Annotated in this window: 23 protein-coding genes and 1 riboswitch; of the genes, 10 read left to right on the forward strand and 13 right to left on the reverse strand. The window is 74.5% G+C overall.

Annotation, left to right across the window (positions count from 1 at the left end; translation table 11 throughout):
• Positions 1-51: 51 nt before the first annotated feature.
• From CP969_RS30270 to CP969_RS30280, 3 genes are read right to left on the reverse strand one after another with little or no spacing between them, the layout of a single operon-like run.
• Positions 52-864: a hypothetical protein gene (locus CP969_RS30270; RefSeq protein WP_016823987.1), complete on the reverse strand. Its 813-nt coding sequence runs from the start codon at positions 862-864 to the stop codon at positions 52-54.
• Positions 864-2138, reverse strand: coding sequence for a VWA domain-containing protein (locus CP969_RS30275; protein WP_004981429.1), 1275 nt, complete (start codon positions 2136-2138; stop codon positions 864-866). The genes CP969_RS30270 and CP969_RS30275 overlap by 1 nt, the downstream gene beginning before the upstream one ends.
• A gap of 45 nt (positions 2139-2183) precedes the next feature.
• Positions 2184-3758: an IucA/IucC family protein gene (locus CP969_RS30280; protein WP_016823985.1), complete on the reverse strand. Its 1575-nt coding sequence runs from the start codon at positions 3756-3758 to the stop codon at positions 2184-2186.
• Positions 3759-3883: 125 nt separating this feature from the next.
• Between CP969_RS30280 and CP969_RS30285 the strand changes: the two genes are divergently transcribed.
• From CP969_RS30285 to CP969_RS30310, 6 genes are all read left to right on the forward strand, one after another.
• Positions 3884-5509 carry an IucA/IucC family protein gene (locus CP969_RS30285; protein WP_191093704.1) on the forward strand — a complete coding sequence of 542 codons (1626 nt, stop codon included), beginning with the start codon at positions 3884-3886 and terminating at the stop codon, positions 5507-5509.
• A 104-nt stretch (positions 5510-5613) separates the two neighbouring features.
• Entirely contained in the window at positions 5614-6600 is a 987-nt protein-coding gene (locus CP969_RS30290; protein WP_016823984.1) for a phosphotransferase, read from the forward strand.
• Positions 6601-6925: 325 nt separating this feature from the next.
• Positions 6926-7948 carry a DNA topoisomerase IB gene (locus tag CP969_RS30295; RefSeq protein WP_016823983.1) on the forward strand — a complete coding sequence of 341 codons (1023 nt, stop codon included), beginning with the start codon at positions 6926-6928 and terminating at the stop codon, positions 7946-7948.
• A 59-nt stretch (positions 7949-8007) separates the two neighbouring features.
• Positions 8008-8727 carry a type 1 glutamine amidotransferase gene (locus CP969_RS30300; protein ID WP_026084762.1) on the forward strand — a complete coding sequence of 240 codons (720 nt, stop codon included), beginning with the start codon at positions 8008-8010 and terminating at the stop codon, positions 8725-8727.
• A gap of 323 nt (positions 8728-9050) precedes the next feature.
• Complete coding sequence (locus CP969_RS30305; RefSeq protein WP_150474985.1) at positions 9051-11927, forward strand: lectin; 2877 nt, start codon at positions 9051-9053, stop codon at positions 11925-11927.
• 27 nt (positions 11928-11954) lie between these two features.
• Positions 11955-13697 carry a lectin gene (locus tag CP969_RS30310; RefSeq protein ID WP_016823976.1) on the forward strand — a complete coding sequence of 581 codons (1743 nt, stop codon included), beginning with the start codon at positions 11955-11957 and terminating at the stop codon, positions 13695-13697.
• A gap of 55 nt (positions 13698-13752) precedes the next feature.
• Here CP969_RS30310 and CP969_RS30315 read toward each other — a convergent pair whose 3' ends face one another.
• Positions 13753-14010, reverse strand: coding sequence for an HU family DNA-binding protein (locus CP969_RS30315; RefSeq protein WP_016823975.1), 258 nt, complete (start codon positions 14008-14010; stop codon positions 13753-13755).
• Positions 14011-14282: 272 nt separating this feature from the next.
• Between CP969_RS30315 and CP969_RS30320 the strand changes: the two genes are divergently transcribed.
• From CP969_RS30320 to CP969_RS30330, 3 genes are all read left to right on the forward strand, one after another.
• Entirely contained in the window at positions 14283-14546 is a 264-nt protein-coding gene (locus tag CP969_RS30320; RefSeq protein ID WP_004981408.1) for a hypervirulence associated TUDOR domain-containing protein, read from the forward strand.
• A gap of 6 nt (positions 14547-14552) precedes the next feature.
• Positions 14553-14885, forward strand: a complete 333-nt coding sequence (locus tag CP969_RS30325; protein WP_016823980.1) for a DUF3140 domain-containing protein — start codon at positions 14553-14555, stop codon at positions 14883-14885.
• 176 nt (positions 14886-15061) lie between these two features.
• Positions 15062-15640, forward strand: a complete 579-nt coding sequence (locus CP969_RS30330) for a Dps family protein (protein WP_004981404.1) — start codon at positions 15062-15064, stop codon at positions 15638-15640.
• On the opposite strand, the gene CP969_RS30335 is transcribed toward CP969_RS30330, so the two are convergent.
• The 4 genes from CP969_RS30335 to CP969_RS30350 all read right to left on the reverse strand — a co-directional run bounded on the left by CP969_RS30335 (position 15567) and on the right by CP969_RS30350 (position 18392).
• Positions 15567-16055, reverse strand: coding sequence for a hypothetical protein (locus tag CP969_RS30335; protein WP_223887126.1), 489 nt, complete (start codon positions 16053-16055; stop codon positions 15567-15569). The two genes, CP969_RS30330 and CP969_RS30335, sit on opposite strands and share 74 nt — an antisense overlap.
• A gap of 77 nt (positions 16056-16132) precedes the next feature.
• Entirely contained in the window at positions 16133-16777 is a 645-nt protein-coding gene (locus CP969_RS30340; protein ID WP_016823978.1) for a class F sortase, read from the reverse strand.
• Positions 16770-17612: a DUF4397 domain-containing protein gene (locus tag CP969_RS30345; protein ID WP_016823977.1), complete on the reverse strand. Its 843-nt coding sequence runs from the start codon at positions 17610-17612 to the stop codon at positions 16770-16772. Before CP969_RS30345 ends, CP969_RS30340 begins: the two co-directional genes overlap by 8 nt.
• A 171-nt stretch (positions 17613-17783) precedes the next feature.
• The gene (locus tag CP969_RS30350; RefSeq protein ID WP_004981393.1) at positions 17784-18392 is read right to left on the reverse strand and encodes an RNA polymerase sigma factor; all 609 of its coding nucleotides are present in this window, start codon (positions 18390-18392) and stop codon (positions 17784-17786) included.
• Between the two features lie 164 nt (positions 18393-18556).
• Here CP969_RS30350 and CP969_RS30355 point away from each other — a divergent pair, with 164 nt between their 5' ends.
• A complete protein-coding gene (locus tag CP969_RS30355; protein WP_150474986.1) occupies positions 18557-19612 on the forward strand; it encodes a MerR family transcriptional regulator in 1056 nt (351 codons plus the stop codon).
• A 56-nt stretch (positions 19613-19668) separates the two neighbouring features.
• Here the strand turns inward: CP969_RS30355 and CP969_RS30360 are convergent, their stop codons facing one another.
• The 5 genes from CP969_RS30360 to CP969_RS30380 form a co-directional block, all read right to left on the reverse strand.
• The gene (locus CP969_RS30360) at positions 19669-21237 is read right to left on the reverse strand and encodes an SDR family oxidoreductase (RefSeq protein WP_016823972.1); all 1569 of its coding nucleotides are present in this window, start codon (positions 21235-21237) and stop codon (positions 19669-19671) included.
• 103 nt (positions 21238-21340) lie between these two features.
• Positions 21341-22366, reverse strand: a complete 1026-nt coding sequence (locus CP969_RS30365; protein WP_004981385.1) for a TerC family protein — start codon at positions 22364-22366, stop codon at positions 21341-21343.
• 62 nt (positions 22367-22428) lie between these two features.
• Complete coding sequence (locus CP969_RS30370) at positions 22429-23283, reverse strand: ABC transporter ATP-binding protein (protein ID WP_004981382.1); 855 nt, start codon at positions 23281-23283, stop codon at positions 22429-22431.
• A complete protein-coding gene (locus CP969_RS30375) occupies positions 23280-24482 on the reverse strand; it encodes a FecCD family ABC transporter permease (protein ID WP_016823971.1) in 1203 nt (400 codons plus the stop codon). Before CP969_RS30375 ends, CP969_RS30370 begins: the two co-directional genes overlap by 4 nt.
• Complete coding sequence (locus CP969_RS30380) at positions 24479-25525, reverse strand: ABC transporter substrate-binding protein (protein WP_016823970.1); 1047 nt, start codon at positions 25523-25525, stop codon at positions 24479-24481. The genes CP969_RS30375 and CP969_RS30380 overlap by 4 nt, the downstream gene beginning before the upstream one ends.
• A gap of 30 nt (positions 25526-25555) precedes the next feature.
• A riboswitch (cobalamin riboswitch) is annotated at positions 25556-25737 on the reverse strand.
• Positions 25738-25869 lie beyond the last annotated feature (132 nt).

Consider the following 25869-nt stretch of genomic DNA (forward strand, 5'->3'; position numbering starts at 1 on the left):
AGGCCCGCACGGGGCGGGCCTTCCGGGCCTTTCGGACCTTCCGAACGAGCGTCACGCGCCCGGCGGCACCCGGGACGGACGCCCGGACCCGCGGGTCAGCCGGTACCCGCCGACACCCGCCAGCGCGGCCAGCGCACCGCCCACCGCCGTCCACACCCAGCGGTCGGACCACCAGCCGGAGGACCAGCCGTCCTCGGGCTCCAGACCGGCCAGCACGGGGAAGTCGGAGCCCTCCTCGGCGTCCTTCTCCTCCGCCTCGGTCCGCATCGCGATGCCCGGCACCAGCGGCTCCGCCAGCGCGCCGTCCACCGCCGCCGCACCGCCGACGTCCTTGGACTCGACCCGGAGTTCGGCTTCCACCGGCTGCCCCAGGTCGGCGGTCGACAGCCGCACCGTCGTGAGCCGGACGTAGTACGTGCCGGGCAGCGGGTCGTTGCCCCACGGCTCCGACCAGGCGCGGACCGTGCGCAGCACGCACGTCAGCTCCACCGAGGCGGTGCCCGCCCCGGCGGTGCGGGTCTGCGCGCCGTACTGGCAGGCCTGGCGGCGGCGCAGACCGTCGTACACGTCGATCTGCCAGGTCTGGGCGGCGTGGGTCTCGGGCAGCTTCACCTTCGCGCGGACGGTGGGGCGCTGCTCGGCGTCCGCCGGGAACGACCAGTACAGGTAGTCACCGGCGGAGGCGCGCGCGGTGGCCGTCTGCCCCTGCTCGATCTCCGTGGCGGTGCGGAACGACGTCCCCGCGCGGGTCGGCGCACCGTCGTCGTCGGACGCGCCCGGCGAGGGCGTGGAGTCGGCCGCCGCGGGGGCCGCGGCCAGGCCGAGCGCCAGCAGCGCGGCGCCCAGCACCCGTGTGATGCGCATCAGTTCGTCCTCCAGACCGCGAACCGCCAGCGTGACAGCCAGCCCCAGAGGAGACCGGCGAGGAAACCGGCCAGGACCAGCGTGCCGAGCAGCCACCAGCCCCGGCCCAGGCCGAAGGAGGCCACGTCGCTCGCCCCGTCCGGACCGTCCACGACGTCGACGGTCAGCTCCAGCGGCAGACCGGGCGTGGTCTTGACCCCGGCGCCCGCCGAGAAGGAGTGGGTGACCGCCAGGCACACCGTCTCGGCCGCCGGCTTGCCGTCGTCGTCCTCCCGCTCGGGCTTGGGGTAGCGCAGGCCGGTGGAGAGGACGTCGGTGCGGCCGTTGCCGGCCGCCTCGCCGCGCACGATCTCCCGGCCGTGCACCGTGACGGCCCGCAGCAGCACGCCGTGGTTCGGGTTCATGGCGCGGTCGGCCCCGACGCTCACCGAGGCGCGCAGTTCCTGGCCCGGCAGCACGTCCACGCGGTACCAGCGCTGCTGCCCGAACTCCTCGCGGTCGGTGTAGAGGCCGGACTTCAGCGTCGGCGCCTTCGCACACGAGTCGGCGCCCTCGGTGGCGACCGGCGTCACCACCGGTTCGGCCGCGCGGTCCACCAACTCGTTGACTCGGTCGGTGAGTTCGTCCTGGTGCTCGACCGAGGCGTAGGTCCCGCCGGTCGCCTCGGCGATGCAGCTGAGCTGCCGGCTCAGCTTGGCGTTCGGCACCAGGCCCAGGGTGTCGATGGTCAGGCCGATGCCCTTGGCGGCGATCTCCCGGGCCACCTCGCACGGGTCGAGCGGCGCGCAGGTGTCCTCGCCGTCGCTGATCAGCACGATGCGCTTGGAGCCGTTGCCGCCCTCGAGGTCGTCGGCCGCCTTCAGCAGGGACGGGCCGATCGGGGTCCAGCCGGTCGGGGTCAGGGTGGCCACCGCCGCCTTGGCCTCGGTGCGGTCCAGCGGGCCGACCGGGTAGAGCTGCGCGGTGTCCTTGCAGCCCTCCTTGCGGTCGTCGCCGGCGTAGTTCGCCCCGAGGGTGCGGATGCCCAGTTCCACCTCCTTCGGCGTCGCGTCCAGCACCTCGTTGAACGCCTGCTTCGCCGCCGCCATCCGGGACTGGCCGTCGATGTCCCGGGCCCGCATCGAACCGCTGACATCGAGGAGGAGGTTGACCTTGGGCGCGTCCCGGCCCGTGGGTTCATCGGCTGCCGCACCGGCCGGGAAGGCGACGAGCCCGGCCGTCAGCGCGGCGAGCAGGACGCAGACGCCTGCCACCGGCCGTTTTCTTGTGATCATCGGAGGAGCCTATTGATCGGATGCACCACCCTCCAAAACGGGTGATCACATGGGCTCGGTCCGAAGGGGATTGGGCAGTTCCGTCCACTGGTCCCCGGTGGTCCCCGGCGACAGCCGCATCAGCGTCAGCGCCTTCGCGGGCAGGGGCTCACCGAGCAGCGCGGTCAGGTCCGGGGTGCGCGGCAGATCCCGTACGGCCCTCTCCAGGGCCGCCCGCAGTGCCGGGCCCGACCCCGCCGTCCCCGCCAGCGCGCCCGCCACCAGGGAGCCGAACAGCTTGCGCCGCAGGACCCGTTCGTCGTCCGTGACCATGCGCGCGGGCAGCTCGGGAAGGGGGAGGCCGTGCCGCGCCAGGCGGGCCGGTCCCACCCGGATGTCGGCCAGGTCGCGGTAGACCAGCCGCAGCGGCTCACCGTCCGGCGACAGCACCACCAGGAGGTTCTGGCCGTGCGCCTCCAGGGCCGCCCCCAGCTCCAGCAGCCGCAGCCCGACCGTCAGGGCGAGACGGGCGAACCCGGCCAGCCAGACCTCCGAGCGGGGCAGCCCGGTGGTCGCCAGGGCCGCCACCGGCAGCACCCGCTCCCCGGCCGCCGCGTACGCCCGGGGCGACTCGCGCAGGACGGCCGCGAGGTCGGGGGACCCGGCGGCCACGGCGCCCAGGGCGCGGGTGACGTGCAGCAGCCCGTCCGTGCGCGCCGCCACCGCCTCCCCGAAGTCCGACAGCACCGCCGACGCGGCGACCGAACCGAGCGAGATGTCCCGGACCGAGGACGTCAGACGGGCGCTCAGCGCGGTCTTGACGTGCGGCCCGCCGGGCAGCGCGAGGGTGCGCAGCGCCATCAGCGGATGCGCCACGAGCCGTTCCTCCCCCCCGGGGCCCGGCCCGAGCATCGTCCAGGGCTCCGTTCCGGGCACCGTCCAGGGCTCCGTTCCGGGCTCCTTCCGCTTCAGCACGTGCGCCGCCTGCCACGGATGCACCGGGATCACCACCCGGCCCCCGTCCCGCAGCCGGTCCGGCCAGACCCCGGTCACCAGGCACTCCCCGGCCGGGACCGGCAGCGGGACCAGCTCCACGAGCGGCCCGTGCTCCGGCGCGTAGGCGAGCTGGTCGGCCACCGAGAAGCCCGGCCGGGAACGGCAGGTGGGATGGAACGGATGCCCGTCGACCACCCGCTGCTCCCACTCCCAGTCGTGGTGCGGCCACTCCTTCGGGTGATCCTGCTGCCCGGCCCGCGAGAGCGCCAACGAGGCGGTGCTGTGACCGAGTTCGGCCGCGAAGGCCGCCGAGTGCGGTACGGCGAGGTCCGCCATCAGCCGTGCCGGATCGTCGTACACCGCCCCCTCGAGCCGTACGGCGGTGACGTACGCGCCGGTCGCGTACGGGTCCGCCCGCGGGCCGTGCAGCCGCCGCCCGTCCGCCAGGCGCAGGACGAGCCCGTCGCGGCCCGGTTCGCGGCGGGCGACCCACGGCAGCGGCTCGTGCGCGAGACCGCGCCACAGCCGGGTCAGCACGGCCGCGCGGGCCCCGGGCAGCGCGTCCGCGTAACGGGGCACGAGACCGGGCCGTACGGCGGCCAGCTCCTCGGCGACCTCGGTCTCGGCGGTGGGGGGACGGTGCACGGGCGGGCTCCTCGGGTACGCACACGGTGGGCCGAAAGGGCGGACGACGACGGACACGGACGACGGACATACTGATCGCCCGCACCCGGACAGACCGTAGGGAACCAGTGGAACGCGTGGACCCCATGCCCCCGCCCGCAGACGACGGCGCGGCGAGCCGCGCCGGTCTCGCCGACGCCTACGCGGCCGTGCCGCTGCTGAACTGCCTGCTGCGCGAGGTGGCCCGGCCGGTGCCCGGGGCGGGCGGGGCGGGCGCGCGGCCCGGGCGGGGGCCCGGCGGGTTCCGGACGTACCGCCTGCCCGGAACGGGCCGTCTGCTGCGGGTGCGCGGCACCCGGCGCCCCGCCGCGCCCGAGGTGCGCACGGCGGGCGCCTGGCACCGGATCGGCCACACCGAGCTGGTCAAACTCGTCGCCGAGGAGTTGCGCCGGCACACCGGCCTGTCCAACCACGAACTGCCCGCCGAGATGATCGACAGCCGGGACGCGGTGGCCGCGCTGCTCGCCGCGCGGGCCCGGGCCACCCCGCCCGACGACCCCTACCTGCGCTCCGAACAGGCCCTGCTCACCGGCCACACCCACCACCCCGCCCCCAAGTCACGCGGCGGCGGCCCCGCGGCCGGCTGGCTGCCGTACGCGCCCGAGGCGCACGCCCGCTTCCCGCTGACGCTGCTCGGGCTGCGCGAGGACACGGTCGTCGACGAGGGCGACACCCGCGCCCTCGACCGCCTGGGCACGGCCCCGCCCGGCTACCGCCTGCTGCCCGCCCACCCCTGGCAACTGGACCTCGTTGCCCGGGACCTCGCCCCCGCGTTCGCCGACGGCCGCCTGGTGCGGCTGGGCGAGACCGCGTTCCTGGTGTGGCCGACGGCCGCCGTCCGCACCCTGTACGCGCCCGGACGCGACCTGTTCCTGAAGTTCAGCCTGGACGTGCGCATCACCAACGACGTGCGGCGGCTGTGGCGCCACGACCTGCTGAGACTGCGCGCGACCGACACCGCCGCGCGGTCCGCCCTCGCCGCCTTCGACGGCCCGGCGGCCTGGCTGAGCGACCGCGGCCACCGCACCGCGGACTTCGCCCACGAACAACTGGCCGTCGTGGTGCGCGACGGGCTGCGCGCCCATCTGCTGCCCGGCGCGACCCCGTACCTCGCGGCGGCGCTGGTCGAGGGCTTCGACGGCAGCCCGCTGGCCGCCACCGCCGATCCGGCCGGCTGGTGGCGGGCGTACCTGGCCCGGGTCGTGCCGCCGGTCCTGACGGCCTTCGCCGGGCACGGCGTCGTCCTGGAGGCGCACCTGCAGAACACCCTGGTCGCCGTGGACGCCGGCAGCACCCCCGTCCAGGCGCTGTTCCGGGACGCCGAGGGGGTGAAGCTCCTGCCGGAAGCGGCGGAAGCGGCGGAAGCGGCGGAAGCGGCTGGGGCAGCGAAGGCGGTTGGGGCGGCCGGGGCGGCGGGAGGCGCGAGCCGGCCGCCCGCGGTCTCCCGGGAGGCCGGCTGGGAGCGGCTGGTGTACTGCCTGGTCGTCAACCACCTCACCGAGATCGCCGCCGCCCTGGCCGAGCACCACCCCGGCCTCGACCCGTGGCCCGCCGTGCACCGCGAGCTGGCCCGCCACGACTTCCCCGAGGCCGCCGCCCTGCGCACCGCGCCCACCCTCCCCGGCAAGACCAACCTGCTGCTGCGCTGGACCGGCGCGGACGGCGCCGACGCCCGCTACCGGCCGCTGCCCAATCCGCTGGCCGGCGGGTGAACACCGGACCGCCGGGCCCCCGGGACCGCCTCCACCGCCGGGCCGTGGACTCCTTCCCGCCCCGTGCCTTGCCGGTCGCCTCCCGGCCCCTGTTGAGTGCACCGATGCGGAAGTTCATGGAGATCGGGGACCTGTCGGGGCTGATCCGTGACGCGTTGGGGCCGGGCTGCCGGGTGGTCGCGGTGGACCGGTTGCGCGGAGGCAGCAGGAAGGGGGTGTACCGGGTCCGGGTCGACGGGGCCCCGGCGGCGAGTGCGATCGTCTACAGCTGGGCCGAGGAGGAGAACTTCTGGCCGGGCCGGAACGGCACCGACGCCGGGGGCCCGTTCACACCCGTCTCGGGTCTGGCCCCGTTCCTCGCCGCCCGGCGGAAACTGGACGGCCTGGGCGCGAGGGTTCCGCGGGTCCTCCTGGCGGACGACAGCCGGCGCCGCCACCCGGCGGACGTGGCCGTCGTCGAGGACGTCCCCGGCGGCACCCTCGAAGCGCTCCTGGAGAGCGACCCCGCCCGCGCGGCGGCGGTCCTGGACGACCTGGCCGCGACGGTGGACGTCCTGCACGGGCACCTCGCCCCGCGGTACGGCCGGCCGGACCCGCCGGAGCAGGGCGGCACCGCGAGTGAAGTCCCCTGCGAGCGGCTGGTCCTCGACCGGGCCCTGCGCGACCTCGAGGAGGCCTCGGGCAGGGAGCGGAGGGTCGCCGCGGCGCGGGGCCGTCTGCGCGACCGTCTGCACGGCCTCGCCGCACGGGTGTCCCCCCGTGCCGCGCACGGGCTGGTCCACGGAGAACTGGGCCCCGACCACGTCCTGGTCGACGCCGACGGCCGTGCGGTGCTGATCGACATCGAGGGCCTCATGCACTTCGACGTCGAATGGGAGCACGTCTTCCTCCGGCTCCGCTTCGGCCCGCACTACCCCGCCCTGTCCCGGCCCGGTCTCGACCCACGACGGCTGGACCTCTACGCGCTCGCGATGCACCTGTCCCTGGTCACCGGCCCGTTGCGCCTGCTCGACGGCGACCATCCCGACCGGGCCGCCCTGCGCGGGATCGCGGAGCACAACCTGCGGGAGGCGCTGGCGCTCCTCCCGTAGCGGACGGGACCGCCGCCGGGCGTCCCGGCCGCCGGCGCCGGAACGCCCTTCGCCGGCACCCGCGTGCCCGCGCGGCGGTGGTGGCGGAGGGGCACGAGCGCCGAGACCCCCGGAGGGGAAGGAGACCGGCTGCCCGGCGGACATCACCCGGGCGGCGGTCACGGACGAGGGAACCCGCGGTCCGAGTAGGCGAACGGGAACGGGGAACCTCATGCTCTGCCGAGCACCGAGCACCGAGCACCGAGCACCGAGCACCGAGCACCGGGCGGCGGCGCGGCGACGAGCCGGCCCCCGGGTCCCACCGGACGAGGAACAGGAGGCCGGGATGCGTCTCTACCACAGCCGCCCCACGGACCCCGGGTACCGTCGGCTGCGGCACGGGCGCGGCTTCCGGTACCTCGGCACCCGGGGGGAACCGCTGCGCGACCCCGCGGAGCTGGCCCGGATCCGGGAGCTGGTCGTCCCGCCGGCCTGGCGCGACGTGTGGATCTGCACCCGTGCCAACGGGCACCTGCAGGCCGTGGGCACCGACGCCGCCGGACGCCGCCAGTACCTGTACCACCCGCAGTTCCGCGCCGAGCAGGAGCAGGCCAAGCACGAGCACGTGCTCGACGTCGCCGAGGTGCTGCCCGCGGTGCGGGAGGCCGTCGAAGGCCATCTGCGCGACCGCGGACTGACCCGGCAGCGGGTGCTGGCCACGGCCGTGCGCCTGCTCGACCTCGGCTTCTTCCGCATCGGCGGCGACCGCTACGCCGAACTGAACAACAGCTACGGCCTCACCACGCTGCTGCGCGGGCACTCCCGCTGCCGGGCCGGCGCCGTCCAGTTCACCTACACCGGCAAACACGGCAAGGAGATCGTCCGGACGGTGGCGGACCCCGCCGCCTGCCGCAGCCTCACCGCCCTGAGACGGCGCCGGGACGACGGCGACCGGCTCCTCGCCTACTGGGAACGGCGCTCCTGGCACGAGGTGAGCGGCGAGGACGTCAACGCCTACCTCAAGGAGCTGGCCGGACTGGAGATCACCGCGAAGGACTTCCGCACCTGGCACGCCACCGTCATGGCCGCGGTGGCGCTGGCCGTCTCGCGGTCCGTCGCGAGCAGCGAGACCGCCCGGCGCCGGGCCGTCGCACGGGCGGTGCGCGAGGTGGCCGGGTACCTCGGCAACACCCCCGCGGTCTGCCGGGCCTCCTACATCAACCCGCGGGTGATCGAGCTGTACGAGGAGGGCGAGACGGTCGCTTCCGCGCTGCCCCACCTCGGCAAGGAAGGCACGCACGGCACCCCCGCCACCCAGGGACCCGCGGAACGGGCCGTACTGCGTATGCTCCGCGACGACAGGACCTAGGGGGGTGTCGTTCGGAACAGACCGGCTCCTCCACGCACCGAGCCAGGAGGCGAACCCCGATGAGTGCCACCCGAGGGCGGAGCGTGCTCGTCGTCCAGAACACGACGACCGCCGGTCCGGGCCGGGTCGGCCCGTGGCTGCGGGAGTGCGGGCTGCGTCTGGAGGTGGTGCGCGCCTACGCCGGTGAACCGCTGCCCGGACGCCTGGACCGCCGGGCCCTGGTCGTCCTCGGCGGCGGCTTCCTCCCGTACGAGGACGAGCGCGCCCCCTGGCTCCCCGCCGTGCGCCGCCTCGTCGGCCAGGCGCTCCGGGACTCCAGCCCCGTGCTGGGCATCTGCCTGGGCGGTCAGCTCCTCGCCCATGTCGCGGGCGGCACCGTGAAGGGCCGGCACGGCGAGCCGGAGTACGGCAGCACGCCGATCCGGCTGCGGGCCGGGGCCCGGGGGGACGCGCTCTTCGGTGAACTGCCCGCGGTGACGCCCGCCATCGAGCGCCATGTGGACGCCATCACCGAACTCCCCCCGGGAGCCGTGTGGTTGGCGGACAGTGAGCGGTGTCCCCACCAGGGCTTCCGGGTGGGCGAGCGTGCCTGGGGCCTGCAGTTCCACCCCGAGGCGACCGCCGCCGGGATCCGCGACTGGGACACGGGACCGCTGGCCGCGCACGGCCTCGACCGGGACCGGCTGTACGCGCGGGCGCTGGCCGACGAACCCGTGTCGACGGCCGCCTGGCGGGCCTTCACCCACCGGTTCGCCCGGGAGGTCGCGTCGAAGCCGTGACCAGGCGGCCGATCGGAGGATTCGGGGCTCCGGCCCGTACCGGGGCCCGTATCGGGGCGCGGGCCGGGGGTGTCGGCGCGGCCGGTCCGCGGCAGCACTTTGTCCCGGGCGAGGAAAAAGAACAGGGTCGCCGTGCGGAAGGGGTTACGCCGCTCGGCGAAGGCCGCTAACTTCCTTGAAGTGTACCGGTCATGCTCGCGATGGCCGGCGACCGGTGACCGGTGATCGGCGACCGGTGACTTCACGGCGCGACGGCGCGCGCCCGTACTCCCCTCCCGGCAGGACGCCTCGTCCTGCCACCACCCCACACCCGGGAGACACCTGTGCGCACGAGACCGTTAGGACCACGCCCGCCGGGACTCCGGCGGATCCGCTCACTGGCGCTCGCCGCGGTGTGCGTCGCCGGCTGCTTCCTGCCGGTGACCGCGGCCGGAGCGGCCGAACTCGGCGACGCACCGCCCCCGGCGGCCGCGGCGCCCGGGGACTTCCAGCAGGTCACCCTCGCCAAGGGAGTGGCCGAGACGGGTGAGCCGATGACCCTGGCGGTGCTGCCCGACCGCTCCGTCCTGCACACCTCGCGGGACGGCACGCTCCGGCTCACCGACGCCGCCGGCACCACGAAGGTCGCCGGCCGGCTGGACGTCTACAGCCACGACGAGGAGGGGCTGCAGGGCGTCGCGGTGGACCCGGGCTTCGCCGCCAACCGGCACGTCTACCTCTACTACGCCCCGAAGCTCGACACGCCGGCCGGTGACGCCCCGGCCGACGGCTCGGCGGCGGACTTCGCCCGCTTCGACGGCGTCAACCGCCTGTCCCGGTTCGTGCTGAGGACCGACGGCACCCTGGACACCGGCAGCGAGAAGAAGATCCTCGACGTGCCCGCCTCGCGCGGCACCTGCTGCCACGTCGGCGGCGACATCGACTTCGACGCGCAGGGCAACCTGTACCTGTCGACGGGCGACGACACGAACCCCTTCGCCTCCGACGGCTACACCCCGATCGACGAGCGGGCCTCCCGCAACCCCGCGTACGACGCGCAGCGTTCCTCCGGCAACACCAACGACCTGCGCGGCAAGGTGCTGCGCATCAAGGTGAACGCGGACGGCTCGTACGCGATCCCCGGCGGCAACCTCTTCCCGCCGGGCACGGCCGGGACCCGCCCCGAGATCTACGCCATGGGCTTTCGCAACCCGTTCCGGATGAGCGTGGACCGGGCCACCGGCATCGTGTACCTCGGCGACTACGGCCCGGACGCCGGTACCGCGAACGCCTCGCGGGGACCGGCCGGCCAGGTCGAGTTCAACCGCATCACCCGGGCGGGCAACTTCGGCTGGCCGTACTGCACGGGCAGGAACGACGCCTACACGGACCACGACTTCGCCTCCGGGGCCTCCGGCGCGAAGTTCGACTGCGCCGCGCCGAAGAACACCTCGCCCCGCAACACGGGCCTGACCGACCTGCCGCCCGCCCAGCCGGCGTGGATCCCCTACGACGGAGGCTCGGTACCGGAGTTCGGCAACGGCTCGGAGTCCCCGATGGGCGGCCCCGTCTACCGCTACGACGCCTCCTCCCCCTCGCAGGTGAAGTTCCCGCAGGAGTTCGACGGCGACTTCTTCGCGGGCGAGTTCGGGCGCCGCTGGATCAAGCGGATCGAGACCGGCGGCGACGGCACCGTGCAGTCGATCAACGCCTTCCCCTGGAACGGCACCCAGGTGATGGACATGGCCTTCGGCCCGGACGGCGCCCTGTACGTCCTCGACTACGGCACCGGCTACTTCAACGGCGACGCGAACTCCGCTCTGTACCGCATCGAACACGTCACCGGCGGGCGTGCGCCCGTCGCCCAGGCGACGGCGGACGTGACGTCGGGCAGGGCACCGCTCACGGTGACGTTCTCCTCGGCGGGCAGCTCGGACGCCGACGGCGACAGCCTGACGTACGCGTGGGACTTCGGTGACGGCAGCGCCTCCACCCAGGCGAACCCGTCGCACGTCTACCGCACCAATGGGCAGTACACGGCGACGCTGAAGGTCACCGACTCCACCGGCAGGTCCGGGACGGCCTCCGTCCTCGTCACGGTCGGCAACACGGCGCCCACGGTCGCCCTGAGGCTCCCCCTGGACGGCGCGATCCACGACTTCGGTGACGCGATCCCGTTCGAGGTGACGGTGACCGACCCCGAGGACGGCACCATCGACTGCTCCAGGGTCAAGGTCAGCTTCATCGTCGGACACGACAGCCACGGCCACCCGCAGACCTCGGCGACCGGCTGCTCCGGCACCCTGCGGACGCTGGCCGACGGCGAGCACGACCCGAACGCCAACATCTTCGGCGTGCTCGACGCCGAGTACACCGACCGGGGCGCGAACGGCCAGCCCGCGCTCACCACCCACGACCAGCGCATCACCCAGCCCTCCCACCGGCAGGGCGAGCACTACGGCGACTCCTCGGGGGTCCAGGTCGTGGACCACGCTCCCGCGCACGGCGGGAAGACGGTCGGCCACATCGAGAACGGCGACTGGATCTCCTTCACGCCGTACGCCCTGGGCAACGCGACCGCGTTCACCGCCCGGGTCTCCTCCGGCGGCAGCGGCGGCACCATCGAGGTCCGGGCGGGCTCCCCGGCCGGCACCCTGCTGGGCACCGCGACCGTCCCGGTGACCGGCGGCTGGGAGACGTTCCAGGACGTCACCACCGCCCTCGGCAACCGGCCGGCCGGTTCCACCACCCTGTACCTGGTGTTCAAGGGCGGCGGCGGAGCGCTGTTCGACGTGGACGAGTTCTCCTTCACCACCTCCGGCGGGGGCACGCCCGGTCCGCGTTCCGGTGAGGTGCGGGGTGTGGGCGGCAAGTGCCTGGACGTGGACGGCGCCGGTACGGCCGACGGGACGAAGGTGCAGGTGTGGACGTGCAACGGCACCGGTGCGCAGCGGTGGACGGTCGCCGGGGACGGGTCGCTGCGGGCGCTGGGCAAGTGCCTGGACGTCTCCGGCGGCGGCACGGCGGACGGGACGCGGGTGCAGCTGTGGACGTGCAACGGCACCGGTGCGCAGGCGTGGGCGGCGCAGTCGGACGGCACGGTGCGCAATCCGCAGTCCGGCAAGTGTCTCGACGCCTCCGGCGGCACCTGGAACGACGGCACCGCCGTCCACCTGTGGACCTGCCACACCGGACCCAACCAGAAATGGACCCTGCCCTAGCGAAGCCCCAGAGAAAGGAGGCGACCCATGCGCAACCACCTGAGAACGGCGATCGGCCTCTTGGCGGGCGCCCTGCTGTGCGCGGCACCGCAGTCCTGGGCGGCCCAGCCCGCCCCGGCGCCCCGAGCGGCGGCCGCCGCCGACCCGGCCTACGAGGTCCTGGTCTTCTCCAAGACCGCCGGGTTCCGCCACTCCTCCATCGACGACGGCATCGCGGCCCTGCGGGAACTGGGCGCCGCCCACGGCTTCGGCGTCGACGCGACGGAGGACGCCCAGGCGTTCACCACCGGCAACCTCGCCCGGTACGAGGCGATCGTGTTCCTGTCCACCACGGGCGACGTCCTCAACGGCGCGCAGCAGACCGCGATGGAGCAGTACATCAGGGGCGGCGGCGGATACGTCGGCGTCCACGCCGCCGCCGACACCGAGTACGACTGGCCCTTCTACGAAGGGCTGGCCGGGGCGCTGTTCCGGTCCCACCCGGCGGTCCAGCGGGCCACGGTCGAGGTCGAGGACCGGGCGCACGACGCCACCGCCCACCTGGGCACCACCTGGCAGCGCACCGACGAGTGGTACGACTACCGCACCAACCCCCGCACCACCGCGCACGTACTGGCATCGCTCGACGAGTCCAGCTACTCGGGCGGTTCGATGGCGGGCGACCACCCCATCGCCTGGTGCAAGGACTACCAGGGCGGCCGCGCCTTCTACACGGGCGGCGGGCACACCGACGAGTCCTACGCCGAGCCCGCGTTCCGCCGGCACCTGCTGGGCGGCATCCGCTGGGCGGCGGGCATGACCGAGGCCGACTGCCGGCCCGAGACGGGCTACCGCCCCCTCTTCGACGGCACCGGTACCACCGGCTGGAAACAGGCGGGCCCCGGCGGGTTCACCCTCGCGGACGGCACGCTCAGCTCCCACGGCGGTCTCGGCCTGTACTGGTACGAGGCGGAGGAGTTCACCGGCGACTACTCGCTGAAGCTGGACTGGAGGATGAGCGGGGACGACAACTCCGGTGTCTTCGTGGGCTTCCCGGCCTCCGACGACCCGTGGTCGGCGGTCGACCACGGCTACGAGATCCAGATCGACGCCACCGACGCCCCCGACCGCACCACGGGCGCCGTCTACGGCTTCCGGTCGGCCGACCTCGCCGTACGGGACGCGGCGCTCAACCCTCCGGGCGAGTGGAACACGTACGAGATCCGGGTCACCGGGGAGCGGCTGGAGGTGTTCCTCAACGGCCGCAGGATCAACGACTTCACCAACACGGACCCGGCGCGCAGTCTGCGCCAGGGGCACATCGGCATCCAGAACCACGGTGACGGCGACGAGGTGGCGTTCCGCAACGTCCGGATCAAGGCAGAGGGCGGCACCACGCCTCCCGTTCCGCGCTCGGGTGAGGTGCGGGGTGTGGGCGGCAAGTGCCTGGACGTGGACGGCGCCGGTACGGCCGACGGGACGAAGGTGCAGGTGTGGACGTGCAACGGCACCGGTGCGCAGCGGTGGACGGTCGCCGGGGACGGGTCGCTGCGGGCGCTGGGCAAGTGCCTGGACGTCTCCGGCGGCGGCACGGCGGACGGGACGCGGGTGCAGCTGTGGACGTGCAACGGCACCGGTGCGCAGGCGTGGGCGGCGCAGTCGGACGGCACGGTGCGCAATCCGCAGTCCGGCAAGTGTCTCGACGCCTCCGGCGGCACCTGGAACGACGGCACCGCCGTCCACCTGTGGACCTGCCACACCGGACCCAACCAGAAATGGACCCTGCCCTGACCGGGTGATCACGGCGAGCGGGACGAGCGGGCCGGGGACGTGCTCCCCGGCCCGCTCAGCGCGTCGTGTGCTGGAGGAACTCGGTGAGGGCCTTGCCCGGACGGAACGCGGCCGTCCCGCCCTCGAGGTGGAAGCTGCCGAAGCTGCCCAGGTGGACCGTTTCCCCGCGGCCGAGGGCCTCGGCGATCGAGCCCGGATGCTCCACGGTCCCGAAGAGGGCGTCGAGGGTGTGCCCGACGCTCTCGGTGGTGAGCTGGTCGCCGTCGTCCGCCGCCCTGCCCGTGGTCGCCTCGATCAGCTGGGTCTTGTCCATGTGTCCTGCCTGTTCCGTGGGGAGCCGGAGGGCCGGAGCCCGTAACGCCATGGTCGCGGCACGCACCGGTCGGTGCACCTGCTGAGGGGCGTGCGGGTGGGGAGCGCGCCGGCCGCCACGGGGGTGTCCTCGCCGCCCCGGGGCGTCCCCGCCGCCGCGGGGGACGACGACCGCTCGGCCGCGGCGGCCCGCGAGCTGCGCCGCGGACGGAAAGCCCGCACCCTGGAGAGGGGGCGTCGAGCTGTCCACCGTGCGCAACGAGGGAGAACGGGATGGCGAAGAGCCGTGGCGAGGGCAGGAAGCCGGAGGATCCGGGGAAGGCGAAGAATCCCGAGAAGCTGAGAAAGGGCGACAAGGTCGCCTGGAGCAGCCACGGCGGCCGGGCCGAGGGCGAGGTGGAGAAGGAGATCACCGAGCGGACGGAAGCCGCGGGACGGACGGTGGACGCCTCACCCGAGGAACCGCAGTACCAGGTCCGCAGCGAGAAGTCCGGCAGGTCCGCGGTGCACAAGCCGTCCGCCCTGCGGAAGAAGTGAGGCCGCGTGGACGACGACCGGCGGAAAGAGACCTGGGACGAGTTCCGCGAGCTGGTGAACATGACGCCGGCCGAGCTGGAGCAGTGGCTGGCCTCGGAGCAGTCGCGGAGCGTCGGGCAGCACGAGGACGGCGGCGAGTCCACGGGGCACGCCTCCGGCCGCCGGATCGTGGCCATCCTGCGCGCGAAGAAGGGCGACCTCTCGGACGACGACTACCGGCACATGCGGAAGGTCGTCGGCTACGTCCGGCGGCATCTCGCCCAGCGGCCCGCCGGCGACGTACGGGACACCCGGTGGAGGTATTCGCTCATGAACTGGGGCCACGACCCGCTGGCGTGACCCCGGGCGGGACCGCGAGCGGGACCGCGGGACGCGGCAGCCGGTCGCACCCGGCGGCCTCCCGCCCTGCTCCACTCCGGTGAGATCGGACCGGTCGGCCGCCGTCGGACGGCCGGATCCGCACCCTAGCCGCTTATCTGAATGTTCCAGTACCGGACCACACAAGGAGCACCACCGTGCCGTCACAGCCTTCGGACGTCTCGTACACCGTGCCGGGGATGAGCACCCAGGACAGCCGGCGCATCATCGAGCTGCTGCAGATGCGTCTCCACTCCCTCAACGACCTCCACCTCACCCTCAAGCACATCCACTGGAACGTCGTCGGGCCGCACTTCATCGCCGTGCACGAGATGATCGACCCCCAGGTCGACAAGGTCCGCGACATGACCGACGACCTCGCCGAGCGGATCTCCACCCTCGGCGGCGAACCCGACGGGACCCCCGGTGCGCTGGTGAGGGAGCGGACCTGGGACGACTACTCGATCGGCCGTGCCGAGGCGATCGAGCACCTCGGCGCCCTCGACCTGGTGTACACGTCCGTCATCGAGGACCACCGCGAGGCCATGAAGGAGACCGAGACGTCCGACCCCGTCACCCAGGACATCCTCATCGAGCAGCTGCGCGGTCTGGAGCTCTTCCAGTGGTTCGTCCGCGCCCACCTCGAGTCGAGCGGCGGCAAGCTCAGTACGCGCGGGGCCACCACGGAGACCGACGCCGCCGACCGGGCCGCCGAACAGGCCCGCACGCAGCCCTGACCGGACGGCCGCGTCCCGCCCTCCGGGCGACGGCGACCCCCGCGAGCAGGCCGAGCAGACCGAGCAGGCCGAGCAGGAGGCGGCGTGCCTCTCCGCCGGCCCCGACGGTCCGGCCGGGTGCCGCCCGGCCGGCCGGGCCCGCGGGAGGCCGGTGGGCGGCGTCCCGCGCGGACGGCGGGGGAGCGCCCGCCCCCTGCGACAGCTCCCGGGCGATCCGCTGCCACACGTGCTCCGGTGGCGCCGTCGGCAGGTCCACGATGTCCGCGGTGCGCGCGGCGGCCACCACGCGTGTCATCGTCCTCAGTTCGTCCCGGCAGCGGGCGCACTCCGCGATGTGCCGCAGGGCGCCCAGGTCGTCGTGGGCGATGTGTCCCAACGCCAGTTCCACCAGGTGCGCCGTCTCGACGTGGGTCACCGTACCCTCCCGTTGCTCGTGCCGGGTGCCCGCCGCCCGCACCGCTCGGGTGCGGACCGGGCGCTCCCGGCGTACCGTCAGGACCCGGCCGGTACCGCCGTGACGACGAGGTTGGCCAGATAGCCTCCCCGCTCGGGGACGAACGGGGGCGCGCAGGTGACGAGGGTGAGGACCGGGGCCCCCGTCCGGCGGAAGACGGAGGAGGGGAGGTCGTCCTTCGGCACCGTCGAGCGCGACACGACGCGGTAGACGACCGGATCCGCTCCCGCGCGCCGCACCTCGACCCGGTCGCCGCGCCGCACCTCGTACAGTGCGGCGAACTCGCCGAGGGCGCCGGTGTCGTCGTCCACGTGCCCGACCAGCACGGCCGACCCCCGGTCGCTTCCGGGCGCCGGACCGAAGCGGTACCAGCCGGCCGTGGAGGGGCCCTCGGGGACGGCCACGGCGCCCCGCGCGGTCACGCCGGCCGGTTCGACCCGGGCGTCGAGGCCGATGTCGCGCACCAGGACGCGTCGCGGCGGCGGGCTTCGGTGCGGGGCGTCGGCCCGCGGCCCCGCACCACCCGGCGGCCGGGCCGCCGCGGTGTCGCGCGCGGGGGCCGCGGGGCTGAAATCGGACGGGGGAGGAGCCGGGTCCGACGGCGCGCCCGACAGGCCGAGCACGACTGCCAGCGCGGCGGCCGTCACCGCCGCGCCGGTCAGCCACCGTCGGTTCTCAGCCACGCCGGCCCGCGACCCGGCGGGCCACCAGCACGCCCGTCACCGTCAACGTCACCGTTCCGGCCGCGGCGGCCCAGGCCGTCCACTGGTCGGAGGAGTTCGCGGCGACGGCCGCGCCGCTGCCGCCGGCGTCGACGGTGTCGGGCGCCGACTCCATGCCGCCGAACGTCTGTGTCTTCAGGGCCAGGTTCCCGTCCTCGGCGCTGCCCCAGGCGTAGACGACGGTGCTGGTCCCCTCCTGGAGGCCCAGCTCGGCCGGGCCGATGGCCACGGTGTCCGTACCGGCGAGCACGACGTCGGCGTTCACGGTGCCCGCGTCGACCTCGGTGGTGTCCTCGTTCGGATTCTCCAGGCCGGTGAAGACCGGCTGTCCGCCCGCGCGGACGTCGACGGCGGGAGCGGCCGCGACATGGCGCACCGTCAGCCGCGCCTTGCCGGCGTCGACCTGCGAGACGTCGTTGACGAAGGCCGTCAGCTGGGGTTCGCCCGCGGCGGTGAGATGGGCGGCGACCGTGGCGTTCGCGCCCTCGGGCACCTTGATCTGCTTCTCCAGGGCCGGTGTGCCGTCCGGTCCCCGGCCCGCTTCGAAGATCTGGATGTCGTAGGTCCCGGCGTCGAGGGCCTGCGGGGCGGTCACCGTGCCGGGTTCGAAGTCGCCGAGCAGTTCGTCACCGTTGGCGTACACGTCGACGGTCATCCCGGGGATGCCGTGGAAGACGGACACCATGGCCTTGTCGTCCTGGGCGGGGGGAGCCGCCAGGGCGGGCGCGCCGACCCCGAGGGTCAGGGCGCAGGCACCGGCGGACGCGGCGACGGCGAGGGGGGTGCGGGAGGTCATGGGGATCATCCCTTCGCGGGGGAGCTCTGCCTGCTGTGAGGTCCTACGGGGTCTTGGTCCTGTTTCGCGCGGAAGGGGCGCCGCGGATGCGCGGGCGGCGCCCCTTTCTCGGCCGGCTCCTCGCCGACCGGTTCCTCCGGCCGGCTCCTCGCGGCCGGCTCCTCGACCGGCTCACGGGCCCGTCCCCCGGGCGCGGCCCTGTTCGATCGCCCCGCGCAGCCGGTGCAGGCCGCGGCGGGCGTGGCTCTTGACGGTGCCCAGGGGCATCCCGGTCCGTTCCGCTATCTGGCTCTGGGTCAGGTCCTCGTAGAACGCCAGGCGCAGCACGTCCCGCTGGTGCCGGGGCAGCCGGGACAACTCGTCGACCAGCAGCACCCGGTCCAGGACGTTCTCCGGGACCTCCGCGTCCGGCGGGGGCGGGCCGGTACCGCGGGCGGCCGAGTCCACGAGCGCCAGCCGCCTCGTCCTCGCGGCCAGCGCGTCGGCGATCTTGCGGCGGGTGATGCCGACGAGCCAGGCGCCCAGCGGGCCCCGCTCCGGGTGGAAGCCGTCCCGCCCGCGCCAGGCGCCGAGGAACACCTGCTGGGTCACGTCCTCGGCCTCGTGGGTGTCGCCGAGCGACCGGGTGGCCAGGGTGTGGACCAGGGGGCCCCAGCGCCGGTAGATGGCCGCGAACGCGTTTGCGTCGGCCGCCCGGAGGCCGCGGGCGAGTGCGTCCTCGTACCGCGTTTCCGCCGCGGGCGGGGCGAGCGCTGCGGTGGGGCGCGTGTGCGTGCTCATGGCCTGGTTCCTCCTGCCGTGCGTCCTGTGCGGGGACGGAGAGCCGTCCGTCGATCGATGCCGGTCGCCGTGCGGACCGTGGGGGCCGTGCGCATGCCCCTCAGTCTCGGGACGCACAAACGACGCAGACAACATGCGTCGTTTGTGCGTCGTACGCTGGTCCCATGAGCAGGAACGCAGACGACGGCGACGACCGGACCGACGAGAACCGGACCGGAGAGGACCGGACCGACGAGGACGTGCGGCGCGGCGGAGGGCTGACCACCGGCGAGGTGGCCAGACGGCTCGGGGTGGCGCCCACCACGGTCCGCACCTGGGACCGCCGCTACGGGCTCGGCCCCGACGCGCACACCGGCGGCCGGCACCGGCGCTGGACCGCCGCGGACGTGGCGCGGCTGGAGCGGATGTGCGCCCTGACGGCGACCGGGCTGCCGCCCGCCGAGGCCGCCCGCATGGCGCGCAGCGGCACATCGCCGAACGCGGCCCCGGCCCGGCGGGCCCCGGCCCCGGCGCCGGCGCCGGCCTCGGCACCGCGTCCGCCGGTCCGGGACCGCAGCCGGGCCGGCAGCGGCCTCCGGCTCGGCGACGCGCGGCAGGAGTGCAAGGGGATCGCCCGTGCCGCGCTGCGCCTCGACGCCACCGCCCTGGAGGAGCTGCTGCTGGCCGCGATCGCCGAGCACGGCCTGGTCACCGCCTGGACCGAGGTGATCATGCCGACGCTGCAGGCGGTCGGCCGCAAGTGGGAGAGCTCGGGCGAGAGGTACGTCGAGGTCGAGCACTTCCTGTCCTGGCACGTCTCCGGCGCGCTGCGCCGCAGCGCGCCCCCCGTGGGCGCCGACCGTCCCGGCGCCACCACGGTGCTCGCCTGCGTCCCCGGGGAGAGCCACACCCTGCCGCTGGAGGCCCTGGCCGCCGCCCTGGCCGAACACGGCCTCCCGGTGCGCATGTTCGGCGGCGCGCTGCCCGTCGAGTCACTCGTCGCGGCGGTGCGCAGGACCGGGCCGGCCGTGGTGGGGCTGTGGGCGCAGTCCCGCACCACCGCGAGCCGGCCGCTGGCGCAGCACGTGGCCGCGATGGAGTGGGGGGTGCGCGGCGCCCGCCGGAGGCCGGTCGTCCTGACGCTCGGGCCCGGGTGGGCCGGGCAGGGCGCGTCCGGCCTGCCGCGTCCGGCGGGGCTGGCGGAGGCGGTCGCGGTCGTGCGGTCGGTCGTGGCGGGGTGACGGACCGCGTCCGGCGGGCCGGTGCGCGCCGCGCGCTCCCCCGGGCACCGGGTGCGCTACCGCCGCGCTCCGCGCGCGCGACGGTGCCGGATGCGGCCGGCGCGCTGCGCGCTCCCGCGCGCGCTCATCCCCTTGGTGGCGGCCTGGGTGATGTTGCGGGCCATGCCGCCGAAGACGACGGCGTGGAACGGGGAGACGGACCACCAGTAGGCGTGACCCGGCAGGCCGCGCGGGTGGAACAGGGCGCGCTGCCGGTAACGGGTGCGGCCCTCGGCGTCCGTCTCGGCGTACATCTCCAGCCACGCCAGGCCCGGCAGCCGCATCTCCGCCCGCAGCCGCAGCAGACGGCCCGGCTCGATCTCCTCCACCCGCCAGAAGTCCAGCGAGTCGCCGGCCCGCAGGCGCTCGGCGTCACGCCGCCCGCGGCGCAGGCCGACCCCGCCGACGAGCCGGTCCAGCCAGCCGCGGACCGCCCAGGCCAGCGGGAAGGAGTACCAGCCGTTGTCGCCGCCGATGCCCTCGATCACCTTCCACAGCGCCTCCCGGGACGCGGCGACCGGTAGCTGCCGCTCGTCCTGGTACAGGCTGCCGCCGGCCCAGTCCGGGTCGGTGGGCAGCGGGTCGCTGGGCGCTCCGGGGACGTCGGCGGACGACCAGCGCGTGGCGACCTGCGCCTCCCGCACCTTCCGCAGCGCCAGGACCAGCGCCTCGTCGAACGGCATCGGCCGGCCCGGGGTGTCCGGCACGTACCGGGCGATGTCGTGCTCGAGGCAGACGACCTCGTGCCGCAGCGACTCGGTCAGCGGGCGGGCGAGGGCGGCGGGCACCGGGGTGACGAGGCCGACCCAGTGGCTGGACAGCCGCGGGGTGAGGACCGGCACCGGCACGATGAGCCGCCGCCGCAGTCCGGCGACGACGGCGTAGCGGCGCATCATCTCCCGGTAGGTCAGGACGTCCGGCCCGCCGATGTCGAACGTCCGGTCGACCTCGGCCGGCAGGGTGGCCGAGCCGACGAGGTAGCGCAGCACGTCCCGGACCCCGATGGGCTGGGTACGGGTGTGCACCCAGCGGGGGGTGACCATCACCGGCAGCCGTTCGGTGAGGTAGCGCAGCATCTCGAACGAGGCCGACCCCGAGCCGATGACGACCGCGGCGCGCAGCACGGCGGCGGGCACCGGCGCGTCGAGGAAGATGCGCCCGACCTCGGCCCTGGAGCGCAGGTGCGGGGAGAGGGCGTGCTCGGGCACCCCCTTCGGGGTGAGTCCGCCGAGGTAGACGATCCGGCGCACGCCGGCGGCGTGCGCCTGCTCGGCGAAGATCCGGGCCGCACGGCGGTCGGTGTCCTCGAATCCGGAGCCGGACCCGAGGGCGTGCACCAGGTAGTACGCGACGTCGACGCCGCGCATGGCCGCGGCGACCGACTCGGCGTCCGTGACGTCCCCGCGCACCGCCTCGGCGTCACCCGCCCAGGGGTGGTCACGCAGTTTGCCCGGGGAACGGGCCAGGCAGCGGACCCGGTGGCCGGCCTCCAGCAGTTCCGGCACCAGACGGCCGCCGATGTATCCGGACGCTCCGGTGACCAGGCAGTGCAGCCCCTGCGCGTTTCGCTGTCCGTCCGTGTCCACGGCCGTTCCTCCGCACGCTCGCTCCGACGTCGCTTCCGCGTCCTTGGCGTTCGCTTCCGCGTCCTGCTGTTCGAGCATGACCGCAGGAGCGCGCCCGCGCCCGTCACGGCGTCGACGGCGGGTCGTCCGACCGGTCGCCCGATCGGTCGGACGGCCGGTCGTCCCGGGGCGGGGCGGCGGGTTCGGAGGGCCGGGACGGTGCGGGACGGAGCATGCTGAGGGCGATGGACGCGGCGAGGACGACGACGATGACGGCCAGGCTGACGGGGGAGGGGATCTCGGGGATGTCGGTGCTGATCATCTTGTGGGACGCCTGGAGGACGAGCTTGACGCCGATGAAGGCGAGGATCACCGCGAGACCGACGCCGAGGTAGTGGAAGCGGTCCAGCAGCCCGGCGAGCATGAAGTAGAGGGCGCGCAGGCCGAGGATGGCGAAGGCGTTGCTGGTGTAGACGATGAAGACGTCGTCGCTGACGGCGAGGACGGCCGGGACGCTGTCGACGGCGAAGATCAGGTCGGCCGCCTCGACGGCCACGACCACCGCGAGCAGCGGCGTGGCCACGCGCTTGCCGGCCTCCTTGACGAAGAACTTCGTGCCCGCGTACTCGTCCCGGACCGGGATGACCTTCCGCAGCATCCGCACGGCGAAGCTGTTGCCCGGGTCGAAGGACTCCTCCTCGCCCCTGAGGAGCTTGTAGGTGCTGTAGAACAGCACCGCGGCGAAGAGGTACAGGACGACGGTGAACCGGTTGACCACGGCCACGCCCGCGGCGAGGAAGAGGGCGCGGAAGACCAGGGCGCCGAAGACGCCGAGGAACAGCACGCGGTGCTGGTAGGCGCGGGGGACCTTGAAGTAGCTGAAGATCACGGCGAACACGAACAGGTTGTCGACCGACAGGCTCTTCTCCAGCAGCCACGCGGTGGTGTATTCGGTCCCCGCGGTCGTGCCCAGGACGAGGAAGACGACCGCGCCGAACACCAGGGCGAGACCGATCCACCCCGCGCTCCAGGCGGCGGCCTCCTTGAATCCGATGACGTGCGCGGTGCGGTGGGCCAGCAGGTCCACGGCGAGCGACACCACGACCGTGAGGGCGAACGCCACCCACAGCCAGACCGGGACATCGAGCACGTCGGACCCCTCTCCCTCGCGACCGGTGCGGGAACGTGTACCCCCTCCGCGGGGCGTCCCCTCTACAGGAGTGTGTGGCATTCCTCCTCGCGGGGCGCGTCGGCCGCGGGCCGCGCCCGTCCGGACGGCGCACCGGGCCGCGGACGCCCGGGGAGGAACGTCACCTGGGGTGCCCCCGTGCCCGGATGGACGGCGACCTCGGCCGTGACGCCGTAGACCTCGGCCAGCAGCCGGGGGGTGAGGACCTCGGCGGGCGGGCCGGAGGCGGTGACCCGGCCGTCGCGCAGCACGTAGAGGCGGTCGCAGTGGGAGGCGGCCAGGTTGAGGTCGTGCAGGGCGACCAGAGCGGTGGCGGGCAACTGCCGCAGTGTGCCGAGGACGTCGAGCTGGTGGCGGATGTCGAGGTGGTTGGTCGGCTCGTCCAGCACGAGCAGGGAGGGCTGCTGGGCGAGGGCGCGGGCGATGAGCACGCGCTGGCGTTCGCCGCCGGAGAGCCGGTCGAAGGAGCGGTCGGCCAGATCGGTGGCGTCCACCGCGGTGAGGGCCTCCTCGATCAGCGCGGTGTCCTCGGCGGTGTCGCCGTCGAGCAGCCGTTTGTGCGGGGTGCGGCCCATCGCGACGACCTCGCGGACCGTGAGGTCGACGCCGGCACCCGGCTCCTGCACCACCGCCGCGACGGTGCGGGCCAGCCGCCGCACGGGCAGCGACCAGGCGTCGGCACCGTCGACGCGGACCCGGCCGGCGGCGGGGCGCAGGACGCGGTAGACGGCGCGCAGGAGGCTGGACTTGCCGCTGCCGTTGGGGCCGACCAGGCCGATCACCTCGCCCGGGCGGGCGGTCAGGGAGACGTCCTGGACCAGACGGCGCGCCCCGGCGGTGAGCGTGACCCCGTCGACGACGAGTTCGGTCGCCCTCATGCCCCTCCTCGGTCGGTGCCGCGGCGGGCGTCGCGGCGCATGAGCCACAGGAAGAACGGGCCGCCGCACAGCGCCGTGAGCACCCCGACGGGGATCTCCATGGGCGCGGCGACGGTCCGCGCGGCGATGTCGGCCCAGACCAGGAAGACGGCTCCGCCGAGAGCGGCCGTCGGCAGGACCCGGCGGTGATCGCCGCCGACGAACAGGCGCACGAGGTGCGGCAGCATCAGGCCGACGAAGCCGATCGGCCCCGCCGCCGCGACCAGCACGCCCGTGACGAGGGAGACCAGGACGAACATGCGGGCGCGGAAGCGGGCCACGTCCAGGCCCATCGTGGTGGCGGCCTCCTCGCCGGCCAGCAGCAGGTTCAGGTGGCGGGCCTGCGTCATGAGGACCCCGACGCCGGTCAGCAGGGCCGCGCCCGGCAGCCAGAGGGTGCCCCAGGTGACGCCGCCGAGGCCGCCGAGGGTCCAGGCGAGGACCGTGCGGGCCTCGTTGCCCCGGCCGGTGGTGAGCAGCAGCAGGTCCAGGACCGCGGTGAGCACCGACGCGATCGCGACGCCGGACAGCACGAGCCGGACCGAGGTGATCCGGCCGCCGGTGCGGGCGGTGGCGTAGACGAGCAGCAGCGCGCCCAGCGCACCCGCGAACGCGGCGACCGACAGGGACACCGGCCCGAACACGCTCACCCCGAACACGATCACCGCGACCGCGCCCAGGGACGCCCCGGAGGAGACTCCCAGGAGGTAGGGCTCGGCGAGCGGGTTGCGCAGCAGGGCCTGCAGGGCGGTGCCCACGACCGCGAGCCCGGCACCGGTCACCACCGCGAGCAGGACGCGCGGCGCCCGCACGTCCAGCACGATGGTCTCCCGCGCCCCGGACCAGTCCGGTTCCGGCCAGGGGGCGCCCAGCGCGTGCGTCACGATGCCCCACACCTGGCCGGGCGGCACCCGGACCGAGCCGATGGCCAGCCCCGCCGTGGCCGAGACCGCGAGCAGCGCGGCGAGCACGAGGAGGGTCGCGGTGAGGGTGCCCCGGCCCGCGCGCCTCCCGCCCGGCCGGCCCGCGCCCTTCCCGCCCTTCCCGTCCTCCCCGCCCTTCCCGTCCTCCCCGCCCGGCCGGCGCCGGTCGGCGGCCGGCCCGGCGGAGGCGTCCGCGGTGTCCGCGGTGTCCGCCGCGTCCGTGGCGGGGCGGATCACCGGAAGCTCTCGGGGTGCAGCCCGCGGGCCAGGTCCTCGACCGCGTACGCCGACCGGATGCCGACCAGGGTGGCGGTCAGCGGCAGGACGACGAACCGCTTGTTCTTCACGGCCGGCACGTCGGCGAGCGCGGGCCGGGAGAGCAGGAACTCCTTCTTCTGCTCCACGCTCCCGGCACCGGCGTAGTCGTAGACGGCGATGACCTCCGGCTTGCGCGCGACGACCTGTTCCCAGGAGACGTCGCCGAAGACGTCGTCGAGGTCGGCGAAGACGTTCCTCCCGCCGGCCAGCCGGATCAGCTCGGTGCCCAGGCTCCTGCCGCCCGCGGTGAAGGCGGTCCTGTCGCCGCTGTCGTACACGAAGACGGACACACCGGGCTCGTCCTCGACGGCCGCGGCGGCCTCGCCGACCCGGCTTTTCAGATCGGCGACCAGTTCGTCCGCCCGGTCCGGTACGCCGAAGATCCGGCCGACGGTGCGGATCTCCTCGTAGGTGTCCTCCATCGTCACCCGCTTCCTGCCGCAGTACTCGCGGTTGAGGTGGGTGTCGATGCCAGCGTCGGCGAACGCCTTGCGGGAGCGGCCCTCCTTCTCGGCGAAGGCGCTGCCGTAGCCGCCGTAGACGAGATCCGGCTCGGCCTCCAGGACCGTCTCGAACGACGGTTCCCTCTTCGCCAGTTCCGGGACGGCCGCGTAGTCCTTCCTCAGCTCCGGCAGGACGGCCGAGTCCGGGAAGGCGGTGCCCACCATGCGGTCCTTCAGGCCCAGGGCGAGCATCAGCTCCGCCGGGTGCTGGTGGATGGTGACCACCCGCGACGGCGGCTTGTCGTACGTCGTCCGCACACCGCAGTTGTCGACGGTGAGGGGGAAGCCCTCGAGCGACGACGCCGCGGGCTCCGCGGACCGGGCGGTGTCCTGCGACGCGCCGCAACCGGCGGTCAGCAGCAGGACCGCCGACAGGGCGGCGGTCACGGCCGCGGCGCGCGGGGACCGGCGCCTGCGGGCAGGGGAGAACAGCGGGGGACGGGACGTGCCGTCGTACACGTGAAGCCTCCTGGGGAGTCCGCGCTCCTCGGAACGGGCCCGCGACAGGCCAGTCTCCTGACTCCCGGATCGACGTTCCCCCCGCCTTCCCGCGGCGCGCGCAGTGGCGTGTCGAGGGGGTGCACTCCCCGGTCACAGTGGCGGGACCGTGCCGGATTCGCACCGGCTTCCTGTCTCCCGTCGCGGTGATGACCAGGCGATAGTACGTTCCCCCGCGTCGTGGACGAAAGGGCGGGCTCCGGCCCGGCCGGCCGCTCTGGCCTGATCGGGACTCGGCAACTCCGATCCTCTCGACCACACTTGGTCCCCGGAACCCCACCCTCACCACATGCGGACGACCACTG

The sequence above is a fragment of the Streptomyces viridosporus T7A genome (assembly GCF_008704515.1).
GTDB classification, from domain to species: Bacteria; Actinomycetota; Actinomycetes; order Streptomycetales; family Streptomycetaceae; genus Streptomyces; species Streptomyces viridosporus.